Source organism: Streptomyces sp. WMMB 714, from assembly GCF_900090125.1.
GTDB classification, from domain to species: Bacteria; Actinomycetota; Actinomycetes; order Streptomycetales; family Streptomycetaceae; genus Streptomyces; species Streptomyces daqingensis.
The window spans coordinates 278,686-291,317 of the sequence record NZ_FMHJ01000006.1 but is presented as its reverse complement, the minus strand read 5'-3'; the positions used below and the strand labels follow the sequence as shown (position 1 = coordinate 291,317).

The 12,632-nt window shown below is 71.2% G+C and carries 11 protein-coding genes; 10 read left to right on the top strand and 1 reads right to left on the bottom strand.

Going from position 1 to position 12,632, the window contains the following annotated elements:
• The first annotated feature begins 126 nt into the window (after positions 1-126).
• The 7 genes from H181DRAFT_RS13345 to H181DRAFT_RS13315 all read left to right on the top strand — a co-directional run bounded on the left by H181DRAFT_RS13345 (position 127) and on the right by H181DRAFT_RS13315 (position 7,374).
• Positions 127-2,073, top strand: a complete 1,947-nt coding sequence (locus H181DRAFT_RS13345; protein ID WP_074467844.1) for a DUF5941 domain-containing protein — start codon at positions 127-129, stop codon at positions 2,071-2,073.
• Entirely contained in the window at positions 2,070-2,822 is a 753-nt protein-coding gene (locus H181DRAFT_RS13340) for a phosphocholine cytidylyltransferase family protein (RefSeq protein ID WP_045864593.1), read from the top strand. The genes H181DRAFT_RS13345 and H181DRAFT_RS13340 overlap by 4 nt, the downstream gene beginning before the upstream one ends.
• Positions 2,810-3,871 carry an iron-containing alcohol dehydrogenase family protein gene (locus H181DRAFT_RS13335; protein ID WP_045864592.1) on the top strand — a complete coding sequence of 354 codons (1,062 nt, stop codon included), beginning with the start codon at positions 2,810-2,812 and terminating at the stop codon, positions 3,869-3,871. Before H181DRAFT_RS13340 ends, H181DRAFT_RS13335 begins: the two co-directional genes overlap by 13 nt.
• Complete coding sequence (locus H181DRAFT_RS13330) at positions 3,849-4,628, top strand: CDP-alcohol phosphatidyltransferase family protein (RefSeq protein WP_074467843.1); 780 nt, start codon at positions 3,849-3,851, stop codon at positions 4,626-4,628. The genes H181DRAFT_RS13335 and H181DRAFT_RS13330 overlap by 23 nt, the downstream gene beginning before the upstream one ends.
• A gap of 14 nt (positions 4,629-4,642) precedes the next feature.
• Positions 4,643-5,551, top strand: coding sequence for a glycosyltransferase family 2 protein (locus H181DRAFT_RS13325; protein WP_045864590.1), 909 nt, complete (start codon positions 4,643-4,645; stop codon positions 5,549-5,551).
• A gap of 64 nt (positions 5,552-5,615) precedes the next feature.
• Positions 5,616-6,557, top strand: coding sequence for an ABC transporter permease (locus H181DRAFT_RS13320; protein WP_045864589.1), 942 nt, complete (start codon positions 5,616-5,618; stop codon positions 6,555-6,557).
• Positions 6,544-7,374 carry an ABC transporter ATP-binding protein gene (locus tag H181DRAFT_RS13315; protein WP_045864588.1) on the top strand — a complete coding sequence of 277 codons (831 nt, stop codon included), beginning with the start codon at positions 6,544-6,546 and terminating at the stop codon, positions 7,372-7,374. Before H181DRAFT_RS13320 ends, H181DRAFT_RS13315 begins: the two co-directional genes overlap by 14 nt.
• Before the next feature lie 96 nt (positions 7,375-7,470).
• Here the strand turns inward: H181DRAFT_RS13315 and H181DRAFT_RS13310 are convergent, their stop codons facing one another.
• Positions 7,471-9,699, bottom strand: a complete 2,229-nt coding sequence (locus H181DRAFT_RS13310; protein ID WP_045864587.1) for an MMPL family transporter — start codon at positions 9,697-9,699, stop codon at positions 7,471-7,473.
• A 102-nt stretch (positions 9,700-9,801) separates the two neighbouring features.
• On the opposite strand from H181DRAFT_RS13310, the gene H181DRAFT_RS13305 reads away from it, so the two are divergent.
• The 3 genes from H181DRAFT_RS13305 to hpnD all read left to right on the top strand — a co-directional run bounded on the left by H181DRAFT_RS13305 (position 9,802) and on the right by hpnD (position 12,622).
• Positions 9,802-10,518: a TetR/AcrR family transcriptional regulator gene (locus tag H181DRAFT_RS13305; protein ID WP_254666828.1), complete on the top strand. Its 717-nt coding sequence runs from the start codon at positions 9,802-9,804 to the stop codon at positions 10,516-10,518.
• A 240-nt stretch (positions 10,519-10,758) separates the two neighbouring features.
• Complete coding sequence (hpnC, locus tag H181DRAFT_RS13300; RefSeq protein WP_045864586.1) at positions 10,759-11,673, top strand: squalene synthase HpnC; 915 nt, start codon at positions 10,759-10,761, stop codon at positions 11,671-11,673.
• A 25-nt stretch (positions 11,674-11,698) separates the two neighbouring features.
• Positions 11,699-12,622 (top strand): presqualene diphosphate synthase HpnD, encoded by a 924-nt coding sequence (gene hpnD, locus H181DRAFT_RS13295; protein ID WP_254666827.1) that lies wholly within the window; start codon positions 11,699-11,701, stop codon positions 12,620-12,622.
• The last annotated feature ends 10 nt before the right edge of the window (positions 12,623-12,632 follow it).

Genomic DNA, 12,632 nt, shown 5'->3' with positions numbered 1-12,632 from the left:
GGATCGGATAGCCTCTGCCGGACGTGCCGCCCGCCCCTCGAAGAGGGCGATGGCGCACCTGACCGCTGCCCGGCCGCGCCCAAGGCCGGAAGCCGCGCTGCGCCAGCTTCCAAGGAGTGAGTTCGACTGTCGACCGCCATCCTCACCGGTACGCCGGTCGCCGGTTCGCCGCTTGAGGACGACCTGCGATCGCTGGGCTTCGACGTGCGCGTCGCCTCGGGCGAGGACGACGTGTCCGCACAGGTGGCAGCCGTGGCGGCCGGGGCGCGCGTCGCCCTCGTCGACCCCCGCTTCGTGGGGCACCGGCACAGCCTGCGTCTCGCCCTCACCGACCCGCGCTTCCCGGCGGGCGCCGTACCCGGTGTGCTCGCCGTGGCGCCGCAGTCCCGCGGCGCGCTGACCCGCGTGCTCAGCGGCACCGCCGCCGGCTCCGGGCCGTCCGGCCTGGCGTCGGGCGCAGGGGAAGCGGCCGCCGGGCGAGCCGGCACCGCCTCCGGCGGGATCGCGGCGGTCCCCGGTGAGACGACCGTCACGGAGCCCTCCCACACCCTGCGCACCGTCCCCGACGAACTCGCCGACGCCCTCGACGCTCAGGGCGTGCCGGTGCACCGCCCCGACCTCGGTGCCCTCGTCGCGACGGTCCCCGCAGGCGAGGACGCCCGCGCCGCCGCCCGCGGCGACGTGGAAAGCGTCGACGACGAGGCCGTACGGCTGCGCAGCGCGGTCAAGTCCCGCGACGGCTTCTTCACCACCTTCTGCGTCAGCCCCTACTCCCGTTACATCGCGCGCTGGTGCGCACGCCGCGGCCTCACCCCCAACCAGGTCACCACCGCCTCGCTTGTCACCGCCCTCGTCGCGGCGGCGTGCGCGGCGACGGGGGAGCGGGCAGGCTTCGTCGCGGCCGGCGTGCTGCTGATCGCCTCGTTCGTACTGGACGCGACCGACGGGCAGCTCGCCCGGTACGACCTGCAGTACTCCACCCTCGGCGCCTGGCTCGACGCCACCTTCGACCGCGCCAAGGAGTACGCGTACTACGCCGGTCTCGCTCTCGGCGCCGCCCGCGGCGGTGAGGACGTGTGGGGGCTCGCACTGGGCGCGATGGTCCTGCAGACGGCGAGGCACGTCGTCGACTTCAGCTTCAACGAGGCCAACCACGACGCCCAGGCCAACACCAGCCCCACGGCCGCGCTCTCCAGCAAGCTCGACAAGGTCGGCTGGACGGTGTGGCTGCGGCGGATGATCATCCTGCCGATCGGTGAGCGCTGGGCCCTGATCGCCGTACTGACCGCGTGCACGACGCCCCGCATCACCTTCGTCGTACTCCTCGTCGGCTGCGCCCTCGCCGCCTGCTACACCACGGCCGGCCGCGTGCTGCGCTCCCTGACGCGCAAGGCGCACCGCACCGACCGGGCGGCACGCGCGCTGGCGGACCTCGCGGACAGCGGACCACTCGCGGAGGGCTGTGCCGCGCTCGCGGAGCGCGCCCGTCTGCGGCTGCCCGGCCCCGTCCGCCCCGCCGTCGCGCTGCTCGGCGTGCTCGTGCTGCTCGCCACGGCGCTGTGGACAGGTGCGGGCAGCGTCTGGACGCCGGCGGCCGCGCTGTTCTACGTGCTGACCTCGGGCCTCGCCGTCGCCGGCCCGCTGCGGGGTTCCCTGGACTGGCTCGTGCCGCCCCTGTTCCGTACAGCCGAATACGTGCTCGTCCTCATCCTGGCCGTCCTCGCCGCCCGGGACGGGGCGAGCGGCGCGCTCCCCGCCGCGTTCGGGCTGGTCGCGGCGGTCGCCTACCATCACTACGACACGGTGTACCGCATCCGCGGCGGCACCGGCGCGCCTCCGAACTGGCTTGTGCGTGCGACCGGAGGCCACGAAGGAAGGTCCCTGGCCGTCACCCTCGCCGCAGTCCTCTGGCTGGGCGGCGACAGCCGTGGCCATGCCCCGGGACAAGGTTTCACCATCGCGCTGACCGTGCTCGCCGCGGTCATCGCGGCAGTGGTGCTCGCCGAGAGCATCCGATTCTGGGTGTCCTCCAAAGCACCCGCCGTACACGACGAAACAGGAGAACCCGCATGATCGGCCTCGTGCTGGCTGCCGGCGCCGGACGGCGTCTGCGCCCCTACACCGACACCCTCCCCAAGGCGCTCGTCCCCGTGGGCCCCGAGGGCGACGAGGAGTCGCAGACCGTCCTCGACATCGCCCTCGCCAACTTCGCCGCCGTCGGCCTGACCGACGTCGCCGTCGTCGTCGGCTACCGCAAGGAGGCCGTGTACGAGCGCAAGGAGGCGCTGGAGCAGAAGCACGGCGTCAAGCTCACCCTCGTCGACAACGACAAGGCCGAGGAGTGGAACAACGCCTACTCCCTGTGGTGCGCCCGCGACGTCATCAAGCAGGGCGCCCTGCTCGCCAACGGCGACACCGTCCACCCGGTCTCCGTGCAGAAGACCCTCCTGGGCGCGCGCGGCAACGGCCAGAAGATCATCCTCGCCCTCGACACGGTCAAGAACCTCGACGAGGAGGAGATGAAGGTCGTCACCGACCCCGAGAAGGGCGTCCAGCAGATCACCAAGCTGATGGACCCCTCCACCGCGTCGGGCGAGTACATCGGCCTGACCCTCATCGAGCCCGAGGCCGCCGAGGAGCTCGCGGACGCGCTGAAGACGACCTTCGAGCGCGACCCGCAGCTCTACTACGAGGACGGCTACCAGGAGCTCGTCAACCGCGGCTTCAAGATCGATGTCGCGCCGATCGGCGACGTCCAGTGGGTCGAGATCGACAACCACGAGGACCTCGCCAAGGGCAGGGAGATCGCATGCCGGTACTGACCCGCCTCATTCCGTCCCCCGTCGTCGTCGACATCAGCCGCGGCGCTCTGGACGACCTGGCGGGCCTGCTGGCCGACCAGCGGATCTCCTCGAACGGCAGGCTCGCCTTCGCCATCAGCGGCGGCTCGGGCGCGGCCCTGCGTGAGCGCTTCGCCCCCGCCCTCCCCAGCGCCGACTGGTACGAGGTCGGCGGCGGCACCATCGACGACGCCATCAAGCTCGCGGACGCCATGAAGTCCGGGCGCTACGACGCGGTCGTCGGCCTCGGCGGCGGCAAGATCATCGACTGTGCGAAGTTCGCCGCCGCGCGCATCGGGCTGCCGCTGGTCGCGGTGGCCACGAACCTCTCGCACGACGGCCTGTGCTCGCCGGTCGCCACCCTCGACAACGACGCGGGCCGCGGCTCGTACGGCGTGCCGAACCCCATCGCGGTCGTCATCGACCTCGACGTCATCCGTGAGGCCCCGGCCCGCTTCGTGCGCTCCGGGATCGGCGACGCCATCTCCAACATCTCGGCCGTCCGGGACTGGGAGCTGGGACACACGGTGCGCGGCGAGGACATCGACGGCCTGGCGGCCGCGATGGCGCGCCAGGCCGGCGAGGCCGTCCTGCGCCACCCGGGCGGCGTCGGCGACGACGCCTTCCTCCAAGTCCTCGCCGAGGGGCTGGTGATGACGGGCATCTCGATGTCGGTCGCCGGTGACAGCCGCCCGGCCTCGGGCGCCTGCCACGAGATCAACCACGCCTTCGACCTGCTCTTCCCGAAGCGGGCCGCGAGCCACGGCGAGCAGTGCGGCCTCGGTGCGGCGTTCGCCACGTTCCTGCGCGGCGACAGGGAGATGTCGACGCTGATGGTCCAGGTGCTCCGGCGCCACGGCCTGCCCGTCCTGCCCGGCGAAATCGGCTTCGACGAGGACGAGTTCGTCAAGGTGGTCGAGTACGCCCCGGAGACCCGGCCCGGCCGGTACACCATTCTTGAGCACCTCGACCTGTCCGCCGACCAGATCAGGGACGCATACCGCGACTATGCACAAACCATCGGTAGCTGAGCTCCGCCCGGTCGTTCATCCCGAGGGGGTGAAGGACCGGCGCAGCGGTGAGCACTGGGCCGGGCGGCTCTACATGCGCGAGGTCTCGCTGCGCATCGACCGGCACCTGGTGAACACGCGGGTCACGCCCAACCAGCTGACCTATCTGATGACTGTCGCGGGAGTCCTCGCCGCCCCGGCCCTGCTGGTGCCGGGGATCGGCGGGGCGGTGCTCGGCGTCGTCGCGGTCCAGCTGTACCTGCTGCTCGACTGCGTGGACGGCGAACTGGCGCGCTGGAAGAAGCAGTACTCGCTCGGCGGCGTGTACCTGGACCGGGTCGGCGCCTACCTCTGCGACGCCGCCGTGCTCGTCGGCTTCGGCCTGCGCGCGGCCGACTTGTGGGGCGGCGGCCGGGTGGACTGGCTGTGGGCGTTCCTGGGCACCCTCGCCGCGCTCGGCGCCGTGCTGATCAAGGCCGAGACGGACCTGGTCGGTGTGGCCCGCCACCAGAGCGGGCTGCCGCCCGTGAAGGAGGCCGCGAGCGAACCGCGTTCGTCCGGCATGGCGCTGGCCCGCAAGGCGGCCGCGGCGCTCAAGTTCCACCGGCTGATACTCGGGATCGAGGCGTCGCTGCTCATCCTGGTCCTGGCGGTGCTGGACCAGGTCAGAGGGGACCTGTTCTTCAGCAGGCTCGGCGTCGCCGTGCTCGCCGGCATCGCCCTCGTGCAGACGCTGCTGCATCTGGTGTCCATCCTCGCCTCCAGCAGGCTCAAGTGACGGAGAGGTCTCCCATGACGCAGCAGACGCCGGAGCGTTCCGCGCGGACGCCGAGGCTGGGCGCCGTCATCCTCACCATGGGCAACCGGCCCGAGGAGCTGCGGGCGCTGCTGGAGTCGGTCGCCAAGCAGGACGGGGACCGCATCGAGGTCGTGGTCGTGGGCAACGGCGCGCCGCTGCCCGAGCTGCCGGAAGGGGTACGGACGGTCGAGCTCCCGGAGAACCTCGGCATCCCGGGAGGCCGCAACGTCGGCATCGAGGCATTCGGCCCGTCGGGGTCCGAGGTCGACGCCCTGCTCTTCCTCGACGACGACGGCCTCCTCCCCGGCACGGACACCGCGGAGCTCGTGCGCGAGGCCTTCGCCGCGGACCCGAAGCTCGGCATCATCAGCTTCCGCATCGCCGACCCGGACACGGGGGAGACGCAGCGCCGCCACGTTCCCAGGCTGCGCGCCGCCGATCCGATGCGCTCCTCGCGCGTCACCACGTTCCTGGGCGGCGCGAACGCGGTACGCACCAAGGTCGTCGCCGAAGTCGGCGGCCTGCCGGACGAGTTCTTCTACGCCCACGAGGAGACCGACCTCGCCTGGCGTGCCCTCGACGCGGGCTGGTCCATCGACTACCGCGCCGACATGGTGCTCCACCACCCCACCACCGCCCCCAGCAGGCACGCGGTCTATCACCGTATGGTGGCCCGTAACCGGGTCTGGCTGGCCCGGCGGAACCTGCCCGCTCTCCTCGTCCCCGTCTACCTGGGCGTCTGGCTGCTGCTGACGCTGGCCCGCCGGCCCTCGGGGCCGGCGCTGCGCGCTTGGCTCGGCGGATTCAAGGAGGGCTGGACGACGCCCTGCGGGACCCGCAGGCCCATGCGGTGGCGTACGGTATGGCGGCTGACCCGACTAGGTCGCCCGCCCGTGATCTGACAAGCTCGTCTCCAGCACCATTTCTTCCAGTTCACCCGCACGTGTGAGGACGAAAGTTTCCAACGTGACCGAGACAACGCAGGGCGGTGCGGTGGGCGTGAAGCCCCCGCCCTCACCGGACGACAGTCTGTCCCCGGCCGACCTCGCGGCCAAGTACGGCCTGACGGTGAGCGGGGCCCGTCCCTCACTGCCGCAGTACGTGAAGCAGCTGTGGGGCAGACGGCACTTCATCCTCGCCTTCTCACGGGCGAAGCTCACCGCGCAGTACAGCCAGGCGAAGCTGGGTCAGCTGTGGCAGGTCGTGACCCCGCTGCTGAACGCCGCCGTCTACTACTTCATCTTCGGCGTCATCATGGAGGGCCGCAAAGGCATCCCCGGGGGGCAGGGGAACTACATCCCGTTCCTGGTGACCGGCGTCTTCGTCTTCACCTTCACCCAGACCTCGGTGCTGAACGGCGTCCGGGCGATCTCCGGCAACCTGGGCCTGGTCCGCGCACTGCACTTCCCGCGCGCCTCACTGCCGATCTCCATCTCGCTGCAGCAGCTCCAGCAGCTGCTGTTCTCGATGATCGTGCTCGTGGCCATCCTCATCGGGTTCGAGAACTACCCGTCCCTGTCGTGGCTGCTGATCTTGCCGGCGCTCGCCTGCCAGTTCCTCTTCAACACCGGACTGGCCCTGATCATGGCGAGGCTGGGCAGCAAGACCCCGGACCTGGCACAGCTCATGCCGTTCATCACACGGACCTGGCTGTACGCGTCCGGCGTGATGTTCTTCCTGCCGTACCAGTTGTCGAAGATCCGCGCGGAGCCGTGGCTCGGCGACCTCCTGCAGGCGAACCCGGCCGCCGTGTACATGGACCTGATCCGGTTCGCGGTCATCGACAGCTACCCGGCCTCGTCCCTTCCTCCGCACGTGTGGGCGCTCGCACTGGGCTGGGGACTCCTGGTGGGCATCGGAGGATTTGTTTTCTTCTGGAAGTCGGAGGAGCGTTATGGCCGTGGCTGAGGAAACCCAGGAGAAGGCAGAGATCGTCCAGCAGGCAGACGGCCCTCCGGCACAGAAGCCGTGGATCCCGACTGTCATCGCGCAGGACCTGCACATCGTCTACCGCGTGTACGGCGGCGCCAAGGGCAAGGGCAGCGCCACGGCGGCCCTCAACCGCATCGTGCGCCGCAAGCCCGGCGGCGGCGTACGCGAGGTGCACGCGGTCAAGGGCGTCAGCTTCACCGCCTACCGCGGCCAGGCCATAGGGCTGATCGGTTCCAACGGCTCGGGCAAGTCGACGCTGCTGCGCGCCATCGCCGGTCTGCTGCCCGCGGAGAGCGGGCACGTCTACACCAACGGCCAGCCGTCGCTGCTCGGCGTGAACGCCGCGATGATGAACGACCTGACCGGTGAACGCAACGTCGTCCTGGGCGGGTTGGCGATGGGCCTGTCGCGTGAGGAGGTCGCCGAGCGCTACCAGAGCATCGTCGACTTCTCCGGCATCAACGAGAAGGGCGACTTCATCACGCTGCCGATGCGCACCTACTCCTCGGGCATGGCGGCACGCCTGCGCTTCTCCATCGCCGCGGCCAAGAACCACGACGTGCTGATGATCGACGAAGCGCTGGCGACGGGCGACAAGAAGTTCCAGCGGCGTTCCGAGAAGCGCGTACGGCAGCTCCGTGAGGAGGCGGGCACCGTCTTCCTCGTCAGCCACAACAACAAGTCGATCCGCGACACCTGCGAGCGGACGCTGTGGCTGGAGAAGGGCGAGCTCGTCCACGACGGCCCCACCGAGGAAGTCCTCAAGGAGTACGAGAAGTTCACGGGCAAGTAGCCCCGCAGCACGGCACGACGAGCAGGAGCGGCTGACCCGGACGGTTCCGGGTCAGCCGCTCCCGCGCGTGTGCCCCTCGGGGCGGGGTATCGCCTGTCAGACGCCCGCGTGCGTGCGCTCGGCCGCGGCCTGCTCCGGTCCCCGCTCCGGCTTCGCCGCGGGCGCCGACTCCTCCAGCCCCACCTTGGCGTGCAGCCTCCGCAGCAGCCGCGGCGCGTACCAGGCTCCCCGCCCCAGCAGCCGCATCGCGGCGGGCACCAGCACGCCCCGTACGGCGACCGCGTCGATGAGGATCGCCAGGCCGCTGCCCAGGCCGAACATCTGCAGGAAGCTGATCTCGCTCGTGCCGAAGGCGAAGAAGCTGACGGCGAGCAGCCCCGCGGCCATCGTGACGATGCGCCCGGTGCGGGAGAGTCCGCGGGTGACGGCGGCGGTGTTGCCGGCCCCAGCGTCGTGCAGCTCCTTGATCCGGCTGGTGACGAAGACCTCGTAGTCCATGGAGAGGCCGAAGACGATGCAGAACATCAGCACCGTCATGGACGTGTCCATCGGCATCTCGGTGAAGCCGAGGAACGAGGAGAGATGGCCGTCCTGGAAGATCCAGACCATCGCTCCGATCGAGGCGGTCAGGCTCACGGTGTTCAGCAGGAGCGCGCGCAGCGGTTGCACGACGCTCCCGGTGAAGAGGAACAGCAGCACGAAGGTGGTGCCGACGACCATGCCGACGGCCGCCGGAAGCCGGTCGCCGATGGACGCCTTGGTGTCGACGAGCTGGGCGTCCTGGCCGCCCACCAGCGCCTCGCCGCTGCCGGGCGCCGGGATCTCCCGGATGTCGCGCACCACGTCCTGAGCGCCGTCCGAACCGGCCTTCCCGTCGGGTGTGACGGTGAGCAGCTGCGCGTCCGGACGTCCCAGGGCCGCCTCGGCCCGGCCGGGCGGTGAGGCCTGCCCCTGCGTGTAGGTGCCGGTGCCGGCCTCTACCCGGTCGACTCCGTCGAGCCGCGAGACGCGGGCGGCGTAGTCGTCGAGCTCGTCCTCGGCAACCGCCGAGGTGGTCACGATCTGGACGGCGTCCGCGGAGCTGCCGGGGAAGTCCTTCGCGAGCGCCGTGCTGACCTGCCGGCTCTGCGCGTCCTCGGGCAGGACACGTTCGTCCGGCATGCCGAACCGCGCGCCCAGCAGCGGGCTCGCTGCCAGCAGCAGCACCGCGAGCACGGGCAGCGCGGTCACCAGGGGCCTGCGCATGACGGTGCGGGCGAGGTTGCCCCACACCGGTGCGTCCGGCCGTCGCACGGCGTCCGCCCAGGGCAGGCGCCCCTTGTTGACGCGGTGCCCGAGCACGGCCAGCAGCGCCGGTACGACGACCAGCGCGGCCAGTGCCGCGATGGCGACGACGCCGATGCCGGCGTAGGCGAACGAGCGCAGGAAGAACGGCGGGAACAGCAGCAGCGCGGCGAGCGCCGCCACGACCGTCGCGGCGGAGAAGGCGATGGTGCGTCCGGCCGTGGTGACGGTGGTCCGCAGGGCGTCGGCCACGGTGTCGCCGTCGGCCAGGCGTTCGCGGAACCGGCTGACGATCAGCAGCCCGTAGTCGATGCCGAGCCCCAGCCCCAGCGCGGTGGTGAGGTTCACGGAGAAGACCGAGACGTCGGTCACGCTGCCGAGCACGTACAGCTCGGCGAACGTGCCCAGCACCGCTATCAGCCCGATGGCCAGCGGCAGCAGCGCGGCGACGAAGCTGCCGAAGGCGATGACGAGAAGGATCAGGGTCAGCGGGACGGCGATGGCCTCGGCGACGGCCAGGTCGGCCGAGACCTGGCCGGAGATGTCGTTGTTGAGGGCGGCCGCACCACCGGCCCGTACCTGCAGCGGGCCCCTGTCGCCGCTCCACTCGTCGGTGATCTCCTTCGCGTTGTCGGCGACCTCGGTGCTGTCCCCCTTCACGTGGGCCAGTACGAGTGCCTGCGTGCCGTCCTCCGAGGTGAGAGCGGCGCCGCCGCGTCCCCAATAGGACGAGACGTGGGAGATCCCCGGCTCCTTCTCGAGGCCCTCGGTCAGTTCGCGGCCCGCTTCCCGCACCGCCGCGGATTCCAGGCTGCCGCTGTCGGGCCGCACGAGCAGCACGAGGTTGTCCTCGCCGCCGAACTTCTCCTCGATCACGCTCTGCGCACGGCTCGACGGCGCGTCAGGATCCTCGAAGCCGCCGGCCTGCAGCTTGCCGAAAGCGCCGAATCCGACGGCCCCCATGGCCAGCACCGCTATGAGGCTGAGCGCGAGCAGCGCCCGGGGTCTGCGCAGCGTCAGCTCCGCGATTCTTCGTAGCACGGTCGCCCCCCATGAAGAGTGGTCTGCCCACCGATGTTTACGGTGTCAACTTGGACTCTTCCAGTTGATGTTAATGCTGTCAACATTGGGCAGGATGGAAGTATGGCGGACATGGGAGCGAAGACCGGTGCGGGAACGGGTGCGTCCGCGGAAGGACCTGGTGGGGGCGGGCGTGCCCGCGGTCCGAAAACCGCCTACCACCACGGCGACCTGCGCAATGCGCTCATCGACGCCGCGACCGGACTCGCCCGCGACGGCGGCCCGGAGGCGGTGGTGCTCCGCGCCGCCGCCCGCCGCGTCGGCGTCTCCCCGACGGCCGCCTACCGGCACTTCGCCGGCCAGGGCGACCTGCTGCACGCGGTCAAGGAGCTGGGCCAGCGGCGCCTGGCGGAGTCGATGGAGACGGCCGCCGCGCTCGCGCCCCCGGACTCCGGTCCCCGCGCCGCCGAGGAGCGCATCCGCGCCATCGGGCACGGCTACCTCGCCTTCGCCCGCAAGGAGCCCGGCCTCTACCGGGTCGCCTTCTGCCGCGATCCCCTCACGGTCAACTCTCTCGACGGCGCGATCGAGCCCGGCGACGAGGACACCTGGGGCTTCCGCTCCTTCGACATCCTCGTGCAGGCCCTCGACTCCCTCGTCGAGAGCGGCGGCATGGCTCCGTACCGCCGCACCGGCGCGGAACTCACCGCCTGGGCCACCGTGCACGGCCTGGCCATGCTCTTCCTCGACGGGCCGCTCTCGCAGCTGACGGAGGACGAGACCGACGCCGTCGCCGAGCGCGCCTTCGACCTCCTGATTGCTGGATTCACCGCGCCCTGAGCGCCATTCATTCCGCTGCCGAAATGCGCCCGCGTTCGGGCTGAGTGACGGCCGCACAGGCCCTCCGCGCAGTCGTGAAAGTGCTTTGCGCTGCCGTTTTACGGGGCGCCCCGGCGCGTCATTACGGGCCGCGGGCCCGGCCGCCCGCGCTCGCCATGCCCATGCGGCGTGTCCGAAATAGGATGTTTTTCTCCAGCGGTGTAGAAACGGAGATGTGACGGCAATGGCTTCTGGCAGCACGTGGTGAGCGCGGAGGCGGACGCGCATGCGCGTGCCGTTCTCGCCAAGGCCACCCGGGAGAACTTCCCCGTGGCTCCCGGATTTCTGCCGCGGCAATGGCGCGAGGACCTGATGTCCGTCTACGGCTACGCCCGTCTCGTCGACGACATCGGCGACGGCGACCTCGCTCCGGGCGGCCGCGACGCGCAGTACCTGGGACTCGATCCCGACTGGGGGAGCGACCAGCCCGCCGGCCGGCTCGCCATGCTGGACGCGTTCGAAGCCGATCTGCGCCGCATCTTCGACTCGGGCACCGCCGGCCCCCGCCATCCGCTGCTGCGTGCGCTCGCGCCCACGGTGCGGCGCCGCGACCTCACCCCCGAGCCCTTCCTGGCGCTCATCGAGGCCAACCGCCAGGACCAGAAGATCCGCCGCTACGCGGACCACGCCGAACTGCTCGCCTACTGCGAACTGTCGGCCAACCCCGTCGGCCACCTCGTGCTGGCCATCACCGGCACCGCCACACCCGAGCGCATCCGCTACTCCGACGACGTCTGCTCCGGCCTGCAGATCGTCGAGCACCTGCAGGACGTCGCCGAGGACCTCCGCCGTGACCGCATCTACCTCCCGGCCGAGGACATGGCCCGCTTCCACGTCACGGAGGAGGACCTCGGGGCGCCGACGGCCGGTGCGTCCGTGCGTGCGCTGGTCGCCGCCGAAGCCGAACGCGCCCGTGCCCTGCTCTCGTCGGGCGACCCTCTCGTGGCCGGCGTCCACGGGCGGCTGAAGCTGCTGCTGGCCGGGTTCACCGGCGGCGGGCGTGCCGCGCTGCGGGCCATCGGCCGCGCCGGTTACGACGTACTACCAGGACCTCCCCGAGCCACCACGCGCGGCCTGCTGCGCGAGGTGGCCGCAACCTTGCGAAGAGAGGGGTGAACGGACCGTGGACAGAGTCCGGCCCGTGCTGCACGTACCGCCGGCGGTGGCCGCCGCGTACAGCTACTGCGAGTCCGTGACGGGCCAGCAGGCCCGCAACTTCGCCTACGGCATCCGGCTGCTGCCGACCGGGAAGCGCCGCGCGATGTCCGCGCTCTACGCGTTCTCGCGACGTGTCGACGACATCGGCGACGGCCCCCTCGAACCCTCCGTCAAGGAGTCCCGGCTGGAGGCGACCCGGGAGCTGCTGGAAAGGATCCGGTCGGACGCGATCGGGGAGGACGACACGGACCCTGTCGCCGTGGCCCTCAGCGACGCTGCACGCCGCTACCCGCTGCCGCTCGGCGGTCTCGACGAACTCATCGACGGCGTGCTGCTGGACGTCCGCGGCGCCACCTACGGCACCTGGGAGGAGCTGGAGGTCTACTGCCGCTGCGTGGCGGGGGCGATCGGACGCCTCTCGCTGGGCGTCTTCGGCACCCTCCCGGGGGCGCAGGAGACGGCCCGGGCGCCCGAGTACGCGGACACGCTCGGCCTCGCACTCCAACTCACCAACATCCTCCGGGATCTGCGGGAGGACGCCGACCAGGGGCGCACCTACCTGCCCGCGGAGGACCTGGAGAAGTTCGGCTGCTCTCCCGACTTCCCCAGCAGGGACGTTCCTTCTGAGGGCGACTTCCGCGGACTGATGCAGCATGAGGTGCAGCGCGCCCGCGCCCTCTTCCGGCACGGCTACCAGCTGCTTCCCCTGCTCGACCGCAGGTCGGGCGCGTGCGTGGCGGCCATGGCCGGGATCTACCAGCGGCTTCTGGAGCGCATCGCGGCCGACCCGTACGCGGTCCTCCGCCGTCGCGTCTCGCTTCCGAGCAGGCAGAAGGCGTACGTGGCCGTGCGCGGCCTCTCCGGCGTCGACGCGCGGCAGGCCGCACGGCGGAGCGCGCGCACATGAGGGGAGCGGA